The sequence below is a fragment of the Pseudoalteromonas sp. TAE79 genome, assembly GCF_000498015.1.
Lineage (GTDB): Bacteria > Pseudomonadota > Gammaproteobacteria > Enterobacterales > Alteromonadaceae > Pseudoalteromonas.
In genome coordinates, this window is the sequence record NZ_AUTL01000123.1 from 19,406 (window position 1) to 40,915 (window position 21,510).

19 protein-coding genes are annotated in these 21,510 nt (G+C 39.1%); 11 read left to right on the forward strand and 8 right to left on the reverse strand.

Going from position 1 to position 21,510, the window contains the following annotated elements:
- From L655_RS0107820 to fucP, 3 genes are all read right to left on the reverse strand, one after another.
- Positions 1 to 1,680, reverse strand: a complete 1,680-nt coding sequence (locus L655_RS0107820) for a YHYH protein (protein ID WP_024604680.1) — start codon at positions 1,678 to 1,680, stop codon at positions 1 to 3.
- Positions 1,681 to 1,713: 33 nt separating this feature from the next.
- A complete protein-coding gene (locus L655_RS0107825) occupies positions 1,714 to 2,322 on the reverse strand; it encodes a flavin reductase family protein (RefSeq protein WP_024604681.1) in 609 nt (202 codons plus the stop codon).
- A gap of 131 nt (positions 2,323 to 2,453) precedes the next feature.
- On the reverse strand, positions 2,454 to 3,761 hold the full coding sequence (fucP, locus tag L655_RS0107830) for an L-fucose:H+ symporter permease (RefSeq protein WP_033011698.1): 1,308 nt from the start codon (positions 3,759 to 3,761) through the stop codon (positions 2,454 to 2,456).
- A 286-nt stretch (positions 3,762 to 4,047) separates the two neighbouring features.
- Here fucP and L655_RS0107835 point away from each other — a divergent pair, with 286 nt between their 5' ends.
- From L655_RS0107835 to L655_RS0107865, 7 genes are all read left to right on the forward strand, one after another.
- Complete coding sequence (locus L655_RS0107835) at positions 4,048 to 5,205, forward strand: ROK family transcriptional regulator (RefSeq protein WP_220467209.1); 1,158 nt, start codon at positions 4,048 to 4,050, stop codon at positions 5,203 to 5,205.
- A 250-nt stretch (positions 5,206 to 5,455) separates the two neighbouring features.
- Positions 5,456 to 5,623, forward strand: coding sequence for a hypothetical protein (locus L655_RS1000000127905; RefSeq protein ID WP_241764460.1), 168 nt, complete (start codon positions 5,456 to 5,458; stop codon positions 5,621 to 5,623).
- A 15-nt stretch (positions 5,624 to 5,638) separates the two neighbouring features.
- Complete coding sequence (locus L655_RS01000000125310; protein WP_241764461.1) at positions 5,639 to 8,026, forward strand: TonB-dependent receptor; 2,388 nt, start codon at positions 5,639 to 5,641, stop codon at positions 8,024 to 8,026.
- 63 nt (positions 8,027 to 8,089) lie between these two features.
- Entirely contained in the window at positions 8,090 to 9,082 is a 993-nt protein-coding gene (locus L655_RS0107845) for a carbohydrate kinase (protein WP_024604684.1), read from the forward strand.
- Between the two features lie 445 nt (positions 9,083 to 9,527).
- A complete protein-coding gene (locus L655_RS0107855) occupies positions 9,528 to 11,057 on the forward strand; it encodes a deoxyribodipyrimidine photo-lyase (protein ID WP_024604685.1) in 1,530 nt (509 codons plus the stop codon).
- 2 nt (positions 11,058 to 11,059) lie between these two features.
- On the forward strand, positions 11,060 to 11,200 hold the full coding sequence (locus L655_RS1000000126565; RefSeq protein ID WP_007376862.1) for a DUF2256 domain-containing protein: 141 nt from the start codon (positions 11,060 to 11,062) through the stop codon (positions 11,198 to 11,200).
- A 124-nt stretch (positions 11,201 to 11,324) separates the two neighbouring features.
- Entirely contained in the window at positions 11,325 to 11,762 is a 438-nt protein-coding gene (locus tag L655_RS0107865) for an OsmC family protein (RefSeq protein WP_024604686.1), read from the forward strand.
- Between the two features lie 76 nt (positions 11,763 to 11,838).
- On the opposite strand, the gene L655_RS0107875 is transcribed toward L655_RS0107865, so the two are convergent.
- Positions 11,839 to 12,021: a 2TM domain-containing protein gene (locus L655_RS0107875; RefSeq protein ID WP_002958152.1), complete on the reverse strand. Its 183-nt coding sequence runs from the start codon at positions 12,019 to 12,021 to the stop codon at positions 11,839 to 11,841.
- Between the two features lie 217 nt (positions 12,022 to 12,238).
- On the opposite strand from L655_RS0107875, the gene L655_RS0107880 reads away from it, so the two are divergent.
- Both L655_RS0107880 and L655_RS0107885 read left to right on the forward strand, forming a co-directional pair.
- Complete coding sequence (locus L655_RS0107880; protein ID WP_024604687.1) at positions 12,239 to 13,006, forward strand: EAL domain-containing protein; 768 nt, start codon at positions 12,239 to 12,241, stop codon at positions 13,004 to 13,006.
- A 124-nt stretch (positions 13,007 to 13,130) separates the two neighbouring features.
- Positions 13,131 to 13,904, forward strand: a complete 774-nt coding sequence (locus L655_RS0107885; protein WP_241764462.1) for a putative porin — start codon at positions 13,131 to 13,133, stop codon at positions 13,902 to 13,904.
- A gap of 72 nt (positions 13,905 to 13,976) precedes the next feature.
- Here L655_RS0107885 and L655_RS0107890 read toward each other — a convergent pair whose 3' ends face one another.
- On the reverse strand, positions 13,977 to 15,464 hold the full coding sequence (locus L655_RS0107890; protein WP_024604689.1) for a dipeptidase: 1,488 nt from the start codon (positions 15,462 to 15,464) through the stop codon (positions 13,977 to 13,979).
- Positions 15,465 to 15,601: 137 nt separating this feature from the next.
- On the opposite strand from L655_RS0107890, the gene L655_RS1000000126570 reads away from it, so the two are divergent.
- Positions 15,602 to 15,814, forward strand: coding sequence for a DUF2986 domain-containing protein (locus tag L655_RS1000000126570; RefSeq protein WP_198925097.1), 213 nt, complete (start codon positions 15,602 to 15,604; stop codon positions 15,812 to 15,814).
- A 61-nt stretch (positions 15,815 to 15,875) separates the two neighbouring features.
- On the opposite strand, the gene L655_RS0107900 is transcribed toward L655_RS1000000126570, so the two are convergent.
- Together L655_RS0107900 and L655_RS0107905 are read right to left on the reverse strand one after the other, a co-directional pair.
- Entirely contained in the window at positions 15,876 to 18,011 is a 2,136-nt protein-coding gene (locus L655_RS0107900; protein WP_024604690.1) for a TonB-dependent receptor plug domain-containing protein, read from the reverse strand.
- Positions 18,012 to 18,112: 101 nt separating this feature from the next.
- Complete coding sequence (locus L655_RS0107905; RefSeq protein WP_024604691.1) at positions 18,113 to 19,333, reverse strand: PAS domain-containing methyl-accepting chemotaxis protein; 1,221 nt, start codon at positions 19,331 to 19,333, stop codon at positions 18,113 to 18,115.
- Between the two features lie 352 nt (positions 19,334 to 19,685).
- Here L655_RS0107905 and L655_RS0107910 point away from each other — a divergent pair, with 352 nt between their 5' ends.
- Positions 19,686 to 20,891 carry an MFS transporter gene (locus tag L655_RS0107910; protein WP_024604692.1) on the forward strand — a complete coding sequence of 402 codons (1,206 nt, stop codon included), beginning with the start codon at positions 19,686 to 19,688 and terminating at the stop codon, positions 20,889 to 20,891.
- Positions 20,892 to 20,949: 58 nt separating this feature from the next.
- Here the strand turns inward: L655_RS0107910 and L655_RS0107915 are convergent.
- The coding region (locus L655_RS0107915; RefSeq protein ID WP_024604693.1) for a transposase at positions 20,950 to 21,510 on the reverse strand (561 nt) is incomplete at its 5' end.

The following is a 21,510-nucleotide window of genomic DNA, read 5'->3' on the forward strand; positions in this document are numbered from 1 at the left end:
TTACATTCCCGGTGGTGGACCCATTGTTTCGCCAGTATCACAGCGACCAATTGAATTATCGGCTAATTGACCTTTAAAACGAGGCCCTATTTGATAAGGAAAAGAAGGCTGTAATTTACCATCACTGTCTAACGTTAGTGTTATATGGTAGTGATAACCCTTACCATCATTAGTATCGTGGCCGTTATGCTCATCTAATTGAGCACCGGTTACTGTTTTTTGCGCGTAGTAATAATCTTCAAAGTAATAACCATCGTCGGCATTTAATGTGTTACCAGAGAGCGTCGTTACTTGTGCACCAATAGCAGGACCTGCATCACTTGTTTGTGTACCTTGGCTAACATCGTATTGATCAACTAAGGTACAGCTTCGCTCACCCTCAGTACCACAACCCCCTTCACTTGTAGGTGCACCGTAATCTCGCATTTCCCAGCCACTTAATGCTAGTTGTCCGTTACTTTCATAAGGACCATAAAGCGGATAGCCATCAGCTGCAAACCCATAAATAGGTGAATGCGCATCGCCATCATCTTCGAGTAAATCAGCTAAGCAACTCGTATAAAAATGGTGATGATATTCACCGTTAGCTGCATGTCCGCCACACACATCAACATCGTATTGCTCAGCAATGGGCGCTAATGTATACCAAATATTATTTCCGTAGCTCATACCATCGCCCCAGTTAAATATACTGGTGCCATTAACCATTAAGCCAACGGTACCTAAACCTGTTTCGCAAGTTTCAGCGTCAGATAAATCGGTAGGTGTTATCGGAAAATACGCTTCAACCGCTTGTTCTGTTGGGCAACCTGGTCCTGGAGGCCAATAGCCTGCACCGCCTGTGTCATCACAGTTTTCAGTGCTGCTGTTATAGCCAATATCTTCACCAAACGAAATGGTTTGCCCTACTGCTGCTGAGGTTACACCGTTATAAAAATCGGTAGCTGCACGCGGGCGGTTATTTAACGCGTCTACTTGGTCTTGTGTAAGCGTTACGTCATATTTAGGAATGTCAGTTGTTTGCACATACATGTATTCAACGTCAGCATCTTCCTCAGAAACAGTAACAACCTCAACTGATTGAACATCTTCAACCACTGCGCCATTGTTTTGTATATAAGTAGAGGTTGTATCGTTGTTAATTAACCAGCTGGTAAGTTTTGCACTATTATCAACTGTATCTGAGTCTGATGAAGCAATAACATTAACTGTAACTGTATCTACAATGACATCGTTTGTGCCATCATCTGCACTGATTTCAAATACAAGTGCTTCATCGGTTAAAACTTCAGGTGCAACAAACTCAGTAGACGTTGCAGTACTTGAAGATAAACTAACGGTAGTGCCTGATGTTTGTGACCAGCTAACAGATACTTCGCCATCATCTTCAACTGTTGAAATTAAATAAACGGTATCGCCCGCATTAACAGTTTGGTTAATACCGGCGTCAACAGTTTGGTCAATACCGGCGTCAACAGTTGGAGCACTATTACTGACCGTTTCGCCGTCTGTTGTAGTACTTGTAGAATCGCTATTACATGCGCTTAAAGCAATACAAAGCGCGCTTAACGCAAATAACTTAGTGGCATTAACGGCTTTTGTTTTAAGAAGTGTTTTCAATGCTTGAACCTTTACTTTAACGTTTAATAAAACAAAGTTAACAAGTAAAAGTGCAAACAATGTGCACAAACAAAGGAAGAATCTATATTAAAATTACAACTGTGGCCTTTTAAGCAAAAACTTATCTTTGGTTGTACTAAAGTAATCGCCGCCCATTTTGCCCACTGCATTTAATAATTCAGGGTCAATATAGCCACCACTCATCACTTCATCGTCTATACAAATACCCACTACATCCAGCAACATCATTGTTCCACCGCCAGGCTCATTTGAAATACTAATAACTTCGCGTAACTTACATTCAAACCGTACTTTTGAATCGGCAACGCTTGGCGCGTTAACTAACTTACTTGGAGCTTGGGCAATGTTAGCTGCATCAAACTCGCTTATATCACTAGGATAATTTGCACAACTTTGGTTCATTTTTTCAACTAGCTCTTGGCTGACAATATTAACCACACATTCTTTAGTTGCCATTAGATTACTGAGCGTATCTTTATTCGTTTTATCACTAGGGTTTACTTGCGTAACACTTAAAACAGCTGGCTTGCAACTAGCCACAGTAAAAAATGAATAAGGCGCAATATTTTCAATACCTTCGCTATTTAATGTACTTATCCATGCGATAGGTCGTGGGCTAATACCGCCTACTAAGTAAGAGTAAACATTTTGGTTGGTATTTTCGGTGAGATCTAAAAACATATTTTTTCAACTAAATAAGAATATCAACATGCCTAATATCTTAATCCGATGAAGGTTGGGGTTAAAGAAGATTTACAAATGAGAAAAGTTAAAAAGTAAAACCGAGCCTTCAGGCTCGGTTTTCAATCCATTTAGCAAGGCGCTACATTATTGAATACTCTGACTTTTGTTTTTAAATCAAATGCAGCATAAGCTGCAACAATAATAAAACACCCCGCAGGCACAACATAAGAAAACGCGACACTGTATGTATCAATAAACACAGCTTGGAATACAGGAACTATCGCTCCACCTAAAATAGCCATTACTAAACCAGCAGCACCTAGTTTTGCATCATCGCCTAACCCATGTAGTGAAATCGCGTAAATAGTTGGAAACATTAATGATAAGCAAGCCGATATACTTACCAGCGCCCATACGCCACTTATATTTGGCATTTTCACCATATAAAAACACAGCAGCATTGCAATAATAGAGGTTGCCATTAACAGTTTGGCAGGACGAATAAATCCCATAAGCCAGGTCATTACAAATCGAGAAACTAAAAAGGTGATCATACTGTATTGTAAAATACTTCCCCCGGTAACTTCATTTGTATCGAGTGCCTCCATTACGTACTGGATGGTAAATGTCCATACACAAGTTTGCGCCGCAACATTAAAAAACTGGGCGATAACACCAAAGCGGTAATGGGTATTTTTAAACAAGCGCTTTAACGTTGCACTAAATTCTACATGCTTAGAGACTTTTTTTTGCTTACAAAAATTAGGTGTTTTAGTAAACGCAATTGCCAACCAAATAAAAACCAACACACAAGCCACACCAACATAAGGCACCATAACTGCATCAAGTTCTGCGCTTATAATGCTAGTTAATTGCTCACTATTCATATTAGTCCGCTCACCAGAGGTTGCTGTATTGAGCTTTGGTAAAATAAGGGTAGCGGCTAAAAAAACACCAATGTTAGTACCTACAGGGTTAAATGATTGCGCCAAATTCAACCTGCGAGTTGCACCTTGTTGGGTGCCCATTCCCATTACATAAGGGTTTGCTGATGTCTCTAAAATAGATAAGCCTCCAGCTAACACAAACAAAGCCACTAAAAAAAAACCATAAGTCATTGCTTGGCTGGCGGGATAAAACAAAAATGCTCCGATTGCAGCCATCCCTAAACCGGTTAACACACCTGTTTTATACGAAAAGCGTTTATTGATATATGCCGCCGGAATAGCTAAGCAAAAGTAAGCTCCATAGTAGCTAAATTGTACCAATGCAGACTGCACTGACGACATAGTAAAAATTTTACTAAACACTTTTACTAGCGGATCAGTCATGTTTGCCGCAGCTCCCCATGCAGCAAAGCACAGAACAAGTAAAATAAAGGGAACCACCATCTCCTTGGAGACAAGAGGTGTTTGTGTGTGTGTGTGTGTGGTCATTGCCGTGTCTCAGTTGTTAATGTTAAGTAAAGCATTTAACCAGTTAAATATCATCCCGTCAATAAATCAACTATAGTTATTTATTAACCTCCTGTAACTTATTTAAACTCTGTCGTAAATTTAATAATAAGAAATGAACCCGGCAATAAAGCTAATATAGTCGCCAATTACACACACTCGGTGTACAATTAATCAGGTTATTCAAGATAATAACAACTAGGTAGGAATAATTATCAAATCTAAAAACCCTCGACTCTCTTTACAAGAAGGCCGAAGCCAATCTGGCCTGCGTGCTCATAATGAACGCCGAATTATGTCATTAATTCGCCAACACGGTAGTGCTCCAAAAGCTGAAATTGCACAAAAAACAGGGCTTTCAGCACAGGCCGTCACAGTAATTATCAATAGTTTAGAAGCCGAATCGTTATTAATACGGAAAGACCCTCAGCGTGGCAAGGTTGGCCAACCAACCATCCCATTTGCGTTAAATCCAAATGGTGCATTTGGAATTGGCTTAAAAGTAGGTCGTCGCAGTTTTGATTTAACCTTGATTGACTTAGTAGGAAATATACGCGCAACTTTGCACGAAAACTGCGCTTACCCCACAGTACAGAGCTTGCTAACCTTTTTAGAGAAAGGGATCAGCGTACTTAAAATGAGCTTAAGTGACGAATTAGCCAAGCGTATCTTAGGTGTGGGTGTTGCAACCCCTTACGAAATTTGGAACTGGACAGAAGAAGCCGGCGCTCCAAAAACAGTATTGAATGAATGGAAGTCTTTTGATTTTAAAGAAAAAATAAATCAAATTGTACACCTTCCCGTGTATGTATGTAATGATGATACCGCGGCTTGTTCAGCTGAATTAAGCTTTGGTAATCCTGCTCGTTTTAGCGATTTTTTATATATTTTTATTGGTACTTTTATTGGTGGTGGAGTTGTTATAAACGAAACCTTATTTACTGGTAAAAAAGGTAATGCCGGCGCTATAGGTTCATTACCTAGGCCTATGCTTAATAGAGAAGGACAACTAACCTCCCAACAACTTATTATGCAATCATCACTGTATATTCTCGAAAAAATGCTCAAAGGTGATGGCTACAATACTGACATACTATGGAGTTCAAAAGAGTATTGGGGAGACTTAGGCCCCGTACTCGATAAGTGGATAGACCAAGTTGCAGATGGCCTCGCCTACGCGGCATTGTGTTCTTTAGCTATTTTTGATTTTGAGGCAATTGTCATTGATGGCGCCATTCCTATCAATGTCAGAGAAAAAATAGTTTTGGCAACAAAGTTAAAATTGAGCCAGGCTGATCATCGCGGTATTAATCGCTGTGAAGTACAAAGTGGCTCTATTGGCGCCAAGGCTCAATCAGTAGGCTGCGCTAACCTTCCCTTACTTATCAACTTTTCTCAAGATCACGCAAGCCTTTCACACCACTAATATACTTTAAAGTTAAAAAGCAGCCATCGGTAACGTTGGCTGCTTATTTATTTTTTATCAGAGGTAAAAAATTCACTTAAACAATCAAAAAGCTGTACAAAAAATAATAAGTAATAATAGTTGATTTATTATTTTAAGTTCTCTACATTCTATTTACAAATTTGATAACACTGACATGTTTGATTAATAAAACCGCAAATTTGTATACACACAACAAAGAGAGAACAGAAAAATGAAAGTATCAGCAAAAATGACTCTAATTGCAGTCGCTGTAGGTCTATCCATATCCCCTAGCGTCTTGTCACAAGAGCAACAAGTAGCAAAAAGTGATTTAGGGTTTGAGCGCATCATTGTAACGGGAACATCTCGGCCAAAAGAGAAAATCGAATCAACTAATGCAATAACTACCTTTAACTAAGCAAAGTTAGAGCAATTGGCTCCGCACAGTGTTGCTGAATTAGTGCGAAGTATTCCTGGTTTTCATGCCGAAGACACCGGTGGAGAAACCGGTAACAACGTAGCCCCACGAGGCTTTCCGTTATCAACGCAAACAGAGTTTACAGCACTACTTCGTGATGGTATGACCGTGTTTTATAATCAAGATATTTTATTTACTCAAAATGATCGCTTTACCCGTTTGTCTAATTTTGTTGGCAGCGTTGAAGCTATTCGTGGTGGTGCCTCGTCAATTTTTGTTGGTAGCGCGCCAGCTGGGTTTATTAATTTTATTTCTCGTGAAGGCTCCGATGATACCCAAGGTGATGTGTTTTTTGAAACCAACAGCAACAACCGCCTAGGTGGACAAGGTTGGGTTAGCGGATCAATAGATGATCAAACAATCTATGCTGTTGGCGCTTGGTATCGCAAGGATGACTCTGCACGCGATCCGGGGTATACAGCTAACCAAGGTGGTGAGCTTAATGGCAATATTAAGCACTTTTTTAAAGATGGCAGCGGCTTTACTCGCTTTGAGTTTAATAAACAAAATGATAGATCATTCTTTTTTATTCCTCAGCCATTAATAGGCTCAACCACCAATGCTAAAACAATCCCAGGCGGGATGGATATCAGAGATGGCACTACCGGTAATTCAGCAGGTGCGCGTTTATTAACTCTTAATAACGCCCCAAGCGTCGACATTGATTTAGATATTGCAGATGGTAACTACGCTAATGTGACCTACTTTGGCAATACAACCGAAATTGAAATCAACGAAAACTTAGTCTTTTCAAACCAAATGCGTTATACCGATATGCTAACAACCTTTACCGGCATCATTAACGTAAGCAACGCCGAATCGTTAGCTAGCAAAGCACAAGCTATATATGCTGCAAATACTGATGCACTTGCAGATGCCATGGTTGATGGTAACCTAAATTACGATATACGCGATGCAGGAAACGGTTTTGTATTGGCTGATTCAAGCAACGTAAATACCTACAACACCAATGGATACGGAATAAACGCAGGCTTTTGGCATAGACGTTTTGAAGGCGATAACTTTCAAAACGAAACCAGATTCAACTACACCTTTGATGATGTAGGCGAAGGGACTCTTTACGCTAATTTTGGCTTATTCTTCTCTAATATTAATGGCCATGTTACCGACTATCGAATTAATACACTGCAATCAGTAGAGCCCCAGCCACAGCGCTTAGATGTTGTATTTACAGATGCACAAGGTGATGATATTGCCAGCGGTACTTACAAAGGTATTCAGTCTGGATCACATGGTTTTGCCGATATTGTTTATAGTGAAAATACCCTTGCGCCATTTGCTGACTTTGAATACGAGCTTGAAGATGTGTCGTTTAATCTGGGCTTAAGATACGAAAACCTCAAAGCAGATGGTGAAGCGCAAAACCAAGCTAATTACACAATTGACAGTTTTGCTAGCGATACTGATACCGTCAATGGGAATATTGCCCTGCCCTTTGGTGATGGGACTTACCGAAACTTTGATGTTGAATACAACGAAATGGCATGGACAATTGCAGCTAACTACAAATTTAACGACGACTTAGCGGTATTCACTCGATATGCAGATGGTTTTCGTATGCCTGATGTAGATAAATACATGGCGATTACCAACCTAACTAGTCAAGAGGAAATTAATCAATTTAATAACTCTGAGCGACGCGAAACACAACCAGCTTCAACGGTAATGGCCGAGGTGGGCATTAAATATAACGAAGGTGATGTCGCAGCATTTGTAACCGGTTACTTCGCCGCTGCGGATGATTTATTCTTTAATGTACCTACTGTTGAAAATGGTCAAGTAGTGCAACGTCAAGCCTTTAGAAACACAGAAACCTTAGGTGTAGAAGCCGAATTTAACCTGCAAATCACCCAAGACTGGCGCATTGGTGTATCTGCAACGTACCAATCACCCGAATTTGTAAACACACCAGCGGCGCAATACTTGGATGCTAATGGAAGCTCTGCCTCTATTGATATAAACGGCAACTTACCTGTACGTGTGCCTAAGCACTTTGGCCAATTAACTAGTAGCTATCAGTTTGAAGATTTTTCGTGGGGTATGGCAGCTATTCATGGTAGCTACTCTTGGAGCGGTAAACGTTATGCCGACGACGCCAACACAGCAGAACTGCCTATGTATGGCATGTTAAACCTTGGTTTATCCCTTGAAAACGAAGACGGTTATTACCTTCGAGCCGATGTTAAAAACCTAAATAACTCAGAAGGCTTATCAGAGGGGGATCCTCGCGCAGGTGAAACGGTAGCAGGTCAAGCAACTACATTTAATGCGCGCGTTGTCTTACCTCGTACCTTTAGCCTTACTATTGGTAAGCGTTTTTAATTTTACTCTAATCTAGGGTATCGTCATGCAAAGCGATACCCTCGCAATTTTTAGGAAAATATAATGGAAGTAGTTGCAATTGGTGAAGCTTTAATAGATATACTCTCACATGACTGCATGCACAATAAGGCATCAAATAGCGAACTAGACTTCACACAGTTTGCCGGAGGCGCACCCGCTAATGTTGCTGTAGCCGTAGCAAAGCTTGGTGGTTCAAGTTATTTGCTTGGTAAAGTAGGCAATGATAAATTTGGTCGCTTTTTAATAAATGCACTCAAAATGTATAATGTAAACACATCTTATGTTGGCTTTTCAAAAAAAGGGAAGACGGCACTCGCGTTCGTATCGTTGGATGAAAACGGTGAACGTACATTTGAATTTTACGATAAAGATGCTGCACATTACGATTTACAAATAACCGATTTAGAGCCCTCTTTATTTTCAACACCTAAAATTGTGAGTTTTTGTTCAGGCTCTTTTGCAAAACCTTTAGTATTAAATACAACCTTACATGCGCTAAAACACTTTAAAGAATCAGGCTCGGTTACATGCTTTGACATTAACTTTCGTTCAGCCTTCTGGGATGAACCACTCACAGCTAAATCTGTTATTGAGGATGTTGCTAAAACAGTTGATGTTATTAAAGCGAGTAAAGATGAGCTGATCTCGCTTTATGGAATAGAGCATATTGATACCACTATTAGAAGTTGGGTAGATAGTGGCGTAGCTTTAGTTTTAATGACCGATGGTGGCGAGCCTATTACTTTTTCATCTAGCTCATTTAGTGGTACTTATCCTTGCCCTAAGGCATATGTTGTGGATACCACAGCTGCAGGCGATGCGTTTGTAGGTGGTTTTTTATATCAAATATCTTCGCTAGTGAGTAATAAAACAGAATTTACTGACTGGGCAAGTAACTTTACTAACGTTTCAAAGGCTATCGACTTTGCTACTAAGTGCGGAGCCAAAACAGTAGCAACGTTTGGAGCCTTTGATGCCCTACCTACATACCATGATATCTCGGCGAGTACCCTTAAATCTTCGTGTCGATGTTAAAAACCTAAATAACTCAGGAAACTTATCAGAGGGAAGTTTCACTCAGGTGAAACGGTAGCAGATCAATCAATTATATTTAATGCGCGCGTTGTCATATCTCGTGTCTTTAGCTTTACTATTGGTAAGCGTTTTTAATTTTACCCTAACTGAGGGTATCGTCATACAAAGCGATACCCCCGCAAGTTTTAGGAAAAGATAATGGAAGTAGTTGCAATTGGTGAAGCTTTAATAGGTGTACTCTCACATGACTGCAAGTGCCAAAATTGCTTAAGTATCACGGTAATTCTCCCTATTTATAATACTTCTTTTATTGGCGACTCATTTTAGTATCACCTTAACATGAGTTGCCTATATCAAAATCGTTTTTACACTAGTCTTCTTTTACATTTAATACGTATTGGTTTTGTCCTATTATTTATAATGCCACGGTTTTAATATTGCCAGTATGAAAGAAAAAATAAACATCGTGTGGTTTAAACGTGATTTACGTCTTAGCGATCATCAACCATTAAAAAATGCATTTAGTAATGGCTTACCGACCCTGTTATTTTATAACTTTGAGCCATTACTGCTCGAAGATGCACACTACAATGAACGGCACTGGCGCTTTGTGTATCAATCGATAGTTGAGTTAAATAATCAGCTAGCGCGTTTTAACGCCTGTGTTTATATATTTAATTTAAATATGAACGATTTACTTGAGTCGATAAAGACGCAGTTTGAAATAGTTAATATTTTTAGCCATCAAGAAATAGGCTTAAACAACACCTTTGAGCGCGATAAGGCAATAAAAGTATGGTGCCAGCATAACCACATTAATTGGCAAGAGTCGCAAACAGGCGCGGTTATTCGCGGCAAAAAAAATCGTAATAACTGGAATGAACGCTGGCAGCAAACAATGCAAGCACCTATTGCTGTTCCTAATTGGAAGAGTATAAAAACAATTACCCTCAATAACTACCAAGCACCTGAGCTGCCAAGCGCTTACACGCAAGATCACGACAGCTTTCAACAAGGCGGCCCGTTGCATGCACGCCAAGTAATGCAGAGCTTTTTTACCGAGCGCGGTAAAGGTTATCAAAAAGGAATATCGAGCCCAAGTTTAAGCCAAACCCATTGCTCTCGGCTTTCGCCTTATTTAGCGTGGGGGAACATTAGCCTTAGGCAAGTGTATCAAATGGCAATTGATGAATATCACTCAAAGCACCCCGATAAAAGAGGCTGGAAGCGCCCGCTTGCTGCGTTTGTATCGCGCTTGCATTGGCACTGCCACTTTATGCAAAAGTTTGAAAGCGAATGCTCTATGGAATTTTTAGCCCTTAATTCGGGTTATCACGTATTTCCGTATCGCGATGATGAACATGTTAAAAACGATATTGAACGCTGGGCGCAAGGTCAAACAGGTATTCCCATTATTGACGCTTGCATGCGCTGCTTAAAAGCCACCGGTTATATAAACTTTAGAATGCGCGCCATGCTTGTAAGCTTTGTAACCCATCATTTAAATATAAGTTGGCAGCAAGCAAGCTTTCCGCTCGCTAATTACTTTTTAGATTTTGAGCCCGGAATTCACTACCCGCAAATTCAAATGCAAGCCTCGGTAACAGGCATTAACACCATTAGGCACTACAACCCAATTAAGCAGTCAGAAGATCAAGACCCAACAGGCTCGTTTATTAAAAAGTGGTGCCCAGAGCTTGAAAAACTCCCTATTGAATATTTACATCAGCCTTGGGAGCAAACTCCAATGGAAGCACTCTTTAACGACTTTAAATTAGGGGAGGATTATCCCGAACCCATGCTTGATTTAACAGCAGCCTCAAAAGAAGCACGCGAACGCTTATGGCAATACCGTGAGCGAGCCGATGTTAAACGCGCCATAGGGAAAATTCTTAAAAAGCACGTTGGGGGTACTCAAAAAGTTACTCGAACAAAAAGTAAAACGGATACTAAAAATAACAATAAGGCTAAGTAAGCATGGCGCACAAAAAACTAAACTTACCTCAAAAAATGTGTCCTATTTGTAATAAACCTTTTACGTGGCGTAAAAAATGGCAGCGCGACTGGGATAACGTTATTTACTGTTCAGAGCGCTGTAAGCGAAATAAACAGGGGTAACAATTAACTGGCGCCTATTTTGCAACATCATCAGTAATTAGTGCTTTTAAGGCTTTATATAAGTTTATTTTGTAAATAACGCTTAGATAACCTGAAAAGCTTACACTCTAGCAAGGAGAAGATGATGACGATTAAAAAAACGGCAAGTTCAACATGGTCTGGCGACATTAAAACAGGCAAAGGTAGCATATCAACTCAAAGTGGCGCGCTTAATAAACAACCTTATGGTTTTAATACCCGCTTTGAAGATGAGGCGGGCTCAAACCCTGAAGAATTAGTAGGTGCAGCGCACAGTGCATGTTTTAGTATGGCGCTTTCACTTGCATTAGGTGATGCAGGCTTTACCGCAGATAAAATTGATACTAAAGCCACTGTAAGCCTTGATGAAGTAGATGATGGTTTTTCGGTGACGCATATTGCCCTTGAGGTAAAAGCGCGTATTGATGATATTCAAAACGAGCAGTTTCAAGCTTTATGCGAGCAAACCAAAAAGAGCTGCCCTATTTCAAAACTCTTAAATACCGAAATATCACTAGATGTGACACTTCAATCAGCATTTTAAATATTTAGGTTTAGATTACTGTAAATAAAGCACATCAAATTAAAGCCAAGTAAATTATTACTTGGCTTACTAATCATCAAGATACTTTTTTAGAGCTGCTTATACCTAAGACTTCAGATAATAAAGCGATCCCCATGCCAAGCGCGGGCCAAATCACCCATAAGGTGTTTGGTGATGTAATTAAATTAATTAATCCTAAAAACACTAAAGCAACTGCATACTGTTTAAAACTTTGAAATATTGTTGTTGATGTATTCATGTTTATCCTCCTGTTAATGTATAAATCTATTTTTATATAAAAACGAAATGCAAACTCCTGCCAAATGTCATTAAATAGCATGACATTAGTCATCATATTACTCACATATAAATAATCACTTATTACGTTAAAAAAAATATAAGCTAATACTTTAATCTATTTGTGTTAGGATCTACCCTCAACTAACTTTAAAAATAAACATCAGAGGATGAACTAAGTGATCGAAAAATCAAAAGATTGTGAAAAAGTGACATGTAGTAATTGTGCTGACGCCAACGATCTTGAATTTGATTTTTCTATGGCTTTTCAACCGATTATAAACTGTAAAACTCGCCTAATTTATGGCTATGAAGCATTGGTTAGGGGTTTAAATGGCGAGTCTGCTTATTCAATTATTTCAAAAGTGAATGAAAACAACCGCTATGCATTTGATCAGCTTTGTCGTATTAAAGCCATTCAACTAGCCGCAAAGCTGGGCATAACATCAATGCTAAGCATTAACTTTTTACCTAATGCTATTTATAAACCTGAGCGATGTATACGCACCACACTCGAAGCTGCAAAAAAGTATAACTTTCCTATTCAAAATATTATGTTTGAATTTACTGAAGTAGAAAAAATAGAAGACACCGCACACATTAAACGCGTTGTTGATTACTACCAGTCTCTCGGATTTAAAACCGCCACTGATGACTTTGGTGCAGGTTATTCTGGTTTAAATCTACTAGCTGACTTTCAAACAGATATTATCAAGCTGGATATGGCGCTCATACGCGATATTAACAACGACAAAAAACGCCAACTAATAGTAACTCATTGCTTAAATATGTTTCGCGATTTAAACATAACCGCACTAGCTGAAGGCATTGAAACAGTACAAGAATATACATGGCTTAAAAACGCAGGTGTTGAGCTTATGCAAGGGTATTTATTTGCCAAACCAAGCTTCGAAAACTTGCCTGAGGTAACCTACGTTTTTAATTAGGAAAACCTACAATATGCAAACACTTTATTACAATCATTTAATTGCCTTATAAAACTGCATTAATATAACACCCATTCTAGTAACAAGTTTACTCAATTATAAGAAGGGATACTTGCGCTTTTTAATGCCACTCACTTTACTCACACTTAGCTGCACAGCGTCTGTAAACGCTGAGCAGTCAGAATCAAAACAATGGTTTAACTCTATAAACTACGCAAAAATTGATTCTGATTATTACAGCGATGATGTGTATGGGCTATCAACTCACTATTACTTTGAGAAGCATCAAAACTCTGGTGTTTGGGATGATTTTGGCTACTTGGATACAGATAGCAATATAGGCTTAAATTATTTTAATTCAGATGGTTATAGTGGAAAAGGTATTTTTGGAGAAGGCTTTTACGGCAATGCTTTTGCAACTTTTGAACTACCTAATATTGGTGATGCCGACAACTATTCACTAGGTTTAGGTTACTTATTTGCTGATTCACTAAAAGTATCTGTACGTATGTTAGATTATGAATATAGCGATACAGTTTATTTGTTTAAAGCTCAGTATAATCATGAAATTAACGACACCGACTACATTGGTATTACTGTTGAAACAGATGATGAAACAGAGTCGTGGGACCTATCATCACGTTACTTTGCTCACCTTTACGATGAACGCTACTTTACTATAAATATTGACTACCTAGATGCTGGCGATGACCCTTTCTTTAATGTGCTGGCAAATTATTACTTTAATAAACAGGTAGCAGTGGGCATTGGCTTAAGCGACTCAGATTTAGTTGTTGAGGGTAAATACTTTATTAACGATAGCTACTATTTCAGCGCTAATTACACTGATAAAAATAACTATGACATATACAACCTTAGTTTTGTAGCCCAGTTTTAATAAATACAAAAAGCCGCCTTGCTGGATTCACTTCAGCTAAATAAGGCGGCCTTTATATTAAAAACCTATAACTTACATATTACCTAGCTCAATCATCATCGCGGTATACATGCGTAAATTAAGCGCCAATTGCTCAAGCGTAATAAATTCATGCTCTGAGTGGCCTGTATAACGCTTACCTGGCATTGAAGGGCCAAACGATACGGCATTATCAAATAATTTTGCGTTAGTGCCTCCGCCAATTGATACAAAGTCAGCTTTTTCGTCACCTGTAAAATGTTTAAAAATATCCAGTAACTTTTGTGCGTGCGGTGCGTTATCTAACAACATAGGAGTACCAATAATGGTTTCAACTTCAGTAAGCGTTACGTTATTTGCAGTTTCCCACTTATTGATAGCACTGTTAATTTGTTGTTTAAGTACGCTTTCATCTTTACCTACTGGGCGGCGGGCGTTAATGGCTAATGTTAGTGCGTTACCATCGCGTTCAATTACAGTAGGGGCTACGCTCATTGGGCCCATAAATTCGTGCTCGTAGGCAATATCACCAAATTGCTTACCATGAATATCCAAGCCAATTAATTGGTTTACAAATTTTATAAGCTGGCCATCGCTATTATTTTCAAGTGCGACGTCTTTAAATAACTCACTCAGGTGTGCAATAGCATTTACGCCCGACTCTGGCTCTGATGAATGCGCAGACATTCCTTTTACACTTATTTTTAAGCCTTTACCTTGCTCTTCAAACTTAAACTCAACTTCACTAAGCGTTTTAGCTTTAGCTTTTAATGAGTCAATTAAGCTCCCGCTTGCATTGTGAAGTAATAAGCTTGCATCTTCTGGTATTTGGCTTTTAAACGCCCCACCAGCAACATCACTTACATAGACGCCTGTTTGTTTTGAAGTAGCGTTAAAGGTTGGTGCAATTAAGCTCCAGCCTTTTTCGGCAACAACCACAGGATATGATGCATCAATGGTTACTGCATACTTTGGCTGCTCGTAAGTTTTCATAAATTCAGTAAGAGGGCCCCAGTCAGACTCCTCGGCAAGGTAAATCATCAGCTCAATGCGGTTTTCAAGCTTTATGTCTTTATCTTTAATTGCTTTCATAGCATAAAGCGCAGTGGCTATGGCGCCTTTGTCGTCTTCGGTACCGCGCCCTACTAATTTGCCAGGCTCAGAGGTATCAATAATAAATGGGCTTTGCTGCCACTTACCCGCATTAGCTGGCTGTACATCGCCATGTGTTACAACTGTTACTTTGTCTGCTTGTTTACCCATACCAATAAGCACGGTATAGCCTAGGTCTTGGTAATCAAACCCAAGCTCCGCGGCTTTCATTTTTAATACAGATTTAAAGTTAATAAAGTCTGGATTTTGTGGCGCGGGTATTGAGTCTTTATTTACTGTAGGAAAAGCCACTAAGTTAGTTAGCGTATGTACTTGCGCATTTTGGTAGGTGTTTACAGCATAATCGGCAACACTATCAATATTTTTATGTAGCTGTGCATGCGCGCTAAACGCAAAAAAAAGAGCACTGGCTAAAGCTAGCTTTTTCAAAACTTATTCCATTTAATTAATAACTAAGAGCTTTAATTATAGCGCCCACACAGAATTTCAAACAGTGCTTTGCGATGGGCTCACAACTTATAAGCGTAAAATATTTATATAGCGGGTTTAGTGTAGATAGCAGTATAATGCGCGACTTAAATTTATTTAGCTTAAAGGTTTTAGCTGTGAATCGTCGTAAAAAAATCGTCACTAAATTTCAAAAAAAAGATAAACGCGCTAATGCCAAATTACATAAAAGCGGCAAACCTGCTTATGTATCTAAAGCACAGCGCGAAAAGTTAGCTTTAGAAGCCGAGCAATCTCCTTGTGCCGATGAGCAAAGCACGGCTACTGATTAATATTTAATAGTTAAGCCACAACATGGTGATGGCTTAACTATTAAATAATTATTATATGTGCCTAAAAAACATAACTTGCGCTTATATTAAATGAGCGCCCCTGCCCAGCTAATTGAGTAAACCCCGTGCTACTGTCTTGTTTTAGTGCAGCAATACTTACTCCCCCTAATGGCAACTCGTAAAACTCATCAAATAAGTTGGTTATTTCAGCACTAAGCGTTAATGCATTAAAGGTGGCTTTAGAGCTTAAATTCACTAAATTATAGCTGTGCGTTTGGTTTTCAAGGCGGTTAAAGTCAACGCGTGATTTTGTATCTACCCACTCCCACGATAGCGCATTTTCAAATATCCCTATTTGCTGGCTTAATGTTAGCTCTGTATGTAATGGCTTAATTTGATATAGCGGTTGGTTAGTATCGTCGCGCTCACCACGGGTACTTGCAACGTTTGCTGTTAATACCCATTCGCCAAACGCCTTAGATTGATAAAGCGACTTAGTTACATCGAGTTTGGCTCCATATAATGTGGTGTCAACATTACTAAACTGCAAAATATTACGTGATGTGTTCGCTAATCCATAACTATTAAAACTACGTACAATATTTGCGTCAATGTAGTCGTTTACATCGGTGTACCACACATTAGCACTTACACGCCAAGCATCATCTTTAGCTGTTTTTGAATACGTTGCACTAATGGTATTTGCGGTTTCTACATCAAGCTCTGGGTTACCAATATAGCCATTTGCATCGCCGTACCAGCCAATCATAGTGGTGGCCATATTACTTACACCCCAGCTGTAGCGCTCATATAAATTGGGTGCACGGTTTTTGCGAGCAAGGCCTAATTGCAGCTCGTCATATAGTGTAATTTGGTAATTAGCTAATAAATTAACATCAATAATGGTGTCCGTTTTATTTCTATCGGCATTATTAAAGTCATTTGCCGCCATCGCATTATTAGCAGTGCTCATTGAGCTCATATTGCCCATATCCATCATACTCATGCCATCGTTATAGGCCTGCACCTCATCAACTTGCGTATTGACACGCTCAACCCTAACTCCAGTATTTAGCCACAGTTTTTTATTAATTTGGCTTTCATATTCTGCAAATAGGGCAATGCGCTCACACTTACCATTATTGATGTTTACATAGTCATTTGGCCCCATTATGGTTGAGCCTTCAATAGCCGGCCACCAATCATCAATGCGGTAGTTATAGTATTCTTGACCAAGCAATAGTGAGCTATTTTTATCAAGCGTAATGTGCCATTTAAGCTGCGTGCTTATATCTTGCGAGTCTGTTTGCATGGGCATCATGCCGGTTTTTTCTTTACTAAAAAAGCCCATTTCGTGTTTAACGCTGTGCCAGTTAACCTGCCCTTCAAACTCGCTATTTTCAAAACTGCGCTTATATTGGGCAATAGCGCCGTAACTGGTGTTATCAGTCATATCCATGTACTGATTTGCAAACCCTTGGTACGGTATTTTTTGGTGTGTGAGCTTTATAACTAATTGCTGCTTTTCATCGCGTATAGCGCCTGTAAGGCTGTGGTTTTGAGCACGGTACAATGTGTCAAGCACTACATCGCCGTTACCATTTTCATAACTATCTGCATCGCTAAACGACCCTTGGTAGTTAAAACTAAACGTATCACTTGCTAAACGTGCTCCCACGCCTAGCTTTCGGCCATTATCAATACTACTGTATTTTGCCGATACATAACCTGAGTGCCAGGCTAAATCGCTACTTTCGCCGTACTGTGGTGAAATAGAATTAACGCTTATTACACCAGCAATGTTATCGCCACCTGCGCTTATTGGTGACACTCCAGCAACAACCTTGTAAGACGTTATTTGATTTGCAGATATGTAAGAAAGAGGCGGGTTCATATGATTAGCGCACGCTGCTGTTACATCTACGCCATCAACAAGTACTTTTACCCTGTCGCCCATTAAACCATTTAAAATTGGCAAGTTAGAGACCCCGCCCGCAGCAGAAAAATCAACACCTAAATTACTAAGTAATGACTCTGAAGAGCCAAGTGATACATGTTTATTTTGTGCATGACCGTGCACTTCAATAACTTCTAAGTCGTTATCATCAGCGAGCACCGTAGGCGATAAAAAGCCGCTAATTAGTAGCGCTAAAGGAGAGAGTAAATAAGTAGGTTGGATACTTTTTTTGTTATTCATTTATAATTTATGCCACTGTTATGTATGGCAAAAATTATATAATGCGAAGGCGCTATTAAAGCGCGACATAATGTCGCACTTTGTTAAGTAACCAGGTGTAACTAACTATTAAGATGTGCTACGGTTTGCGAAACAACATCTGCACCGCGCTCAATTTCTTTAATCACTTCAGACACATTAGAAATTAATTCTCTACCTTGTTCAGAGGAGTCTGACACTGAGGTAATCTGCTTAGAAATATCGTTTGTTAGTTCTTGATTGTTTTTAACCATAGTCGCAATTTCGTTAGTTGATTTACTTGTACTTGCTGCAAGCTGCCTTACTTCGTCTGCAACCACAGCAAAGCCCCTACCATACTCACCNGAGCCAATAACCGCTGATTGCTCATTTAGGTTTTTAATTAAATCTACCGACTTAAGCACTTGGCTTACAATTGCATCTGAGTTAGTAATGGCACTTTGTAGTATTTCAGAGCCTTGCTTAGCCGTTTCTACCGTTGCCACTGCCGACTCATGTGCAATTGCTGCTGCATCACTTACTGCAGTGTTGTCGTTTATACGGGCCGTTATATCAGACGCAAACTTAATAATTTTAACAACATTACCTTTGCTATCTAATATGGGGTTATAGGTTGCTTCTAGCCAAATTTCTGAACCATCAGAGGTAATGCGTTTAAATTTTCCAGACTTAAACTGACCTTGTGCTAGCTCGTTCCAAAACCGTGGGTTTTTCTCATAAAATAGTGAGGTACAAAACATCTTATGATGCTGCCCTACAATATCCTTTAAGCTGTAGCCAATTGTTGATAAAAAGTTTTGATTGGCGGTTATAATATTTCCTTCTGGGGTAAATTCTATAGTTGCTAAAGCTTTATCAAGTGCCTTTGCTATCGCTTCTTGCGCCTGCCTTTGTATATAGTTTGCAGTAATATCTGAAGCTATTTTTATAACCTTTGTGACAACACCATTTTCTTCTACTGGAAAATATGTGGCTTCTAACCAAAGCTTATCGCCATTGGCTTTAAAACGTAAAAAAGAGCCGCTCGTGGATTTACCTTGTTGTAGGTTCTGCCAAAATTGACTGTATACTTTTGAGTTTGCATATTCAGGTTCACAAAACACTCTATGATGCTCCCCTACAATCTGCTCTTTACTATAACCAATAGTCTCTAAAAATAGTTTATTAGCGTCTAAAATTATTCCTTCAGGTGAAAATTCAATATAAGCAACGTGCTTGTTAATTGCTGACAAGATCGATTGCTTTTGAATTAATTGAAGCTCCAGCTCTTCAATTTTTGTATTCTTTTGAGAAATACCAAACATGTAAAAAAACCTTAAGAAATAATTTAAATTAATAATGTGACATGCAAATGTAATTACATTGTAAATATAGGCTTAAAATAGATGATAACCTAATATTTAAAGTTCTTATAGCTTCATGCTTTATAAATAGTTTTTTACTTTTAAGATTATTGGCAGTTATTTATTCTAATTAACATTTAAAAAAACCTGTAAAACCATTAACTTTATGCATGACTCAATACTCTTTTTAAATTAAAATACCCACCTCACTGAACATCTACTCTCACACCAAAATTTAAGTTTATACACGGCACTCCCCTATTCGAAGTTTGCTGTGCTGTTCTATTTTAAAATTATACCTAAGGGATCATTAATGAGCGCAGATGTCACGTCGCCACCGAGCCAATTAAACCGAACTGCTATTTTAGTGGTATTAGCATTAGGCACATTTATTTTAGGGTTATCTGAATTTTCAATGATGCCGATGCTGCCATTAATTAGCGAAACGTTTGGCTCTACACCTTCGCAAACTGGTTATGCTATTAGTGCCTACGCTATTGGTGTTGTTATCGGTGCTCCAATTTTAATGCTTACTACAGCTAATATGCGTAAACGAAAAGCACTGCTAATATTTTTAAGCTTAATGTGTATATCTAACGGTTTAAGCGCCCTTGCGACCTCTTTAGAACAATTAGTTATTTTTAGATTTTTAAGTGGCTTACCTCATGGAGCTTACTTTGGTGCTGCAATATTGCTAGCGTCTGATATTGCACCGCAAGGCAAACGTGCCAGCTTTATGTCTAAGGTATTTATGGGGTTAACTATTGCCACCATAGTTGGTGTACCTATTGTTACTTTAGTTGGGCAAAACCTTAGCTGGCGCTACTGTTTAGCGGGTGCTGCTGTTTTAGCATTTATCGCCTTTATTTTTGTTTATAAAGTGGTGCCTAATATCGATAACGCTAAGCCTTCTAACTTATTAAACGAATTTGGCGTGCTAAAAAACAAACTTGTTTGGTCAATTTTAGGTATTGTTATTATTGGTTTTGGCGGTGTTTTTTGCATATATACTTACATTGCCGACACTATTTTAGATGTAACTAAAACAGCGCCTTACACTATATCTATTGCAATGGTTATGTTTGGTATTGGCTGTACACTTGGTAACTACGTATTAGGGAAAGCCGCAGACAAGTCGGCAATAAAAACCACGGGCTTTGCGCTTGTATGCACTATTGTTTTTGCATTTGCCTATGTATCAGCAAGCTATAATATTTGGCTGCTTTACATGGTTATTTTTTTCATAGGGTGCAGTGTTGGTTTAGCTACGTTGATTCAAAGTCTTTTAATGGATGTTGCACCTGAGGGGCACGCAATGATAGGCGCATTAGTTCAATGTGCATTTAATACAGCGAATGCAATTGGCCCATGGGTAGGTGGTATCGCGATTGCCAAAGGCGCTGCACCTAATCAAACAGGTTACGTAGCAGCTGCATTGTTTTTAGGTGGTTTGGGTATGTGGCTATTAAGTTACTTACAACTAAACAAACAGCAACCAACAGCGCAAGCAACTAATTAACTGAGTCCTGGTTAATTTAAAATACAAAAAGAGCTGCTAATTAGCTAACACCATTCAGTTAAGCATGCTTTGACTTAATGGTGTACCGAGTTTTTGAAATTCGAACGGTCCTACTTTTGGGCCGTTTTCTTTTTTCTGGAAGAATATAACGTTTCACTCGTTCTCGCATTGCCCTTAATTTCTTTGGAATTGAACCTGGCGAAGCGATGGCACACCAGAGTATTTCATCCTGTATATCCCGCAAAGCCATGACAAAACTAATTCTCAGCGGGGAGACTTTAGCCTCTTTGGCTATTCGACTTATCTCTACTCGAATTAAATTGTAGGCTAGCAATATACCCCATAGCTCTTGATTGACTCCATCCACAGTCTGACTACGCAAAAGAATACTATCCTCAAGCATCTGGTGTTTTATTTCTCCATAGCTATTTTCAATTTCCCAGCGCTCGAAATAGACATCAAGAATGGCCTGTGCACCAAAGGCCTGTTTATCATCCAAAGAGCACAGCAGACCTTTTATTTTTCCAGGCCCCATTGGCTCAGGATAAAGAACCAGTCTGGCCTGCCAGCACTCAGGAAGCGAAGGGTCTTGTTTTCTGGCATGCGCAGATACACTCAT

Bases quoted from the DNA above. Each gene is read 5' to 3' on its own strand.
- L655_RS0107825 (WP_024604681.1), bottom strand. From the start codon at position 2,322: ATGTTTTTAGATCTCACCGAAAATACCAACCAAAATGTTTACTCTTAC.
- fucP (WP_033011698.1), bottom strand. From the start codon at position 3,761: ATGACCACACACACACACACACAAACACCTCTTGTCTCCAAGGAGATG.
- L655_RS1000000127905 (WP_241764460.1), top strand. From the start codon at position 5,456: ATGACTCTAATTGCAGTCGCTGTAGGTCTATCCATATCCCCTAGCGTC.
- L655_RS0107845 (WP_024604684.1), top strand. From the start codon at position 8,090: ATGGAAGTAGTTGCAATTGGTGAAGCTTTAATAGATATACTCTCACAT.
- L655_RS0107855 (WP_024604685.1), top strand. From the start codon at position 9,528: ATGAAAGAAAAAATAAACATCGTGTGGTTTAAACGTGATTTACGTCTT.
- L655_RS1000000126565 (WP_007376862.1), top strand. From the start codon at position 11,060: ATGGCGCACAAAAAACTAAACTTACCTCAAAAAATGTGTCCTATTTGT.
- L655_RS0107865 (WP_024604686.1), top strand. From the start codon at position 11,325: ATGACGATTAAAAAAACGGCAAGTTCAACATGGTCTGGCGACATTAAA.
- L655_RS0107875 (WP_002958152.1), bottom strand. From the start codon at position 12,021: ATGAATACATCAACAACAATATTTCAAAGTTTTAAACAGTATGCAGTT.
- L655_RS0107885 (WP_241764462.1), top strand. From the start codon at position 13,131: ATGCCACTCACTTTACTCACACTTAGCTGCACAGCGTCTGTAAACGCT.
- L655_RS1000000126570 (WP_198925097.1), top strand. From the start codon at position 15,602: ATGCGCGACTTAAATTTATTTAGCTTAAAGGTTTTAGCTGTGAATCGT.
- L655_RS0107900 (WP_024604690.1), bottom strand. From the start codon at position 18,011: ATGAATAACAAAAAAAGTATCCAACCTACTTATTTACTCTCTCCTTTA.
- L655_RS0107910 (WP_024604692.1), top strand. From the start codon at position 19,686: ATGAGCGCAGATGTCACGTCGCCACCGAGCCAATTAAACCGAACTGCT.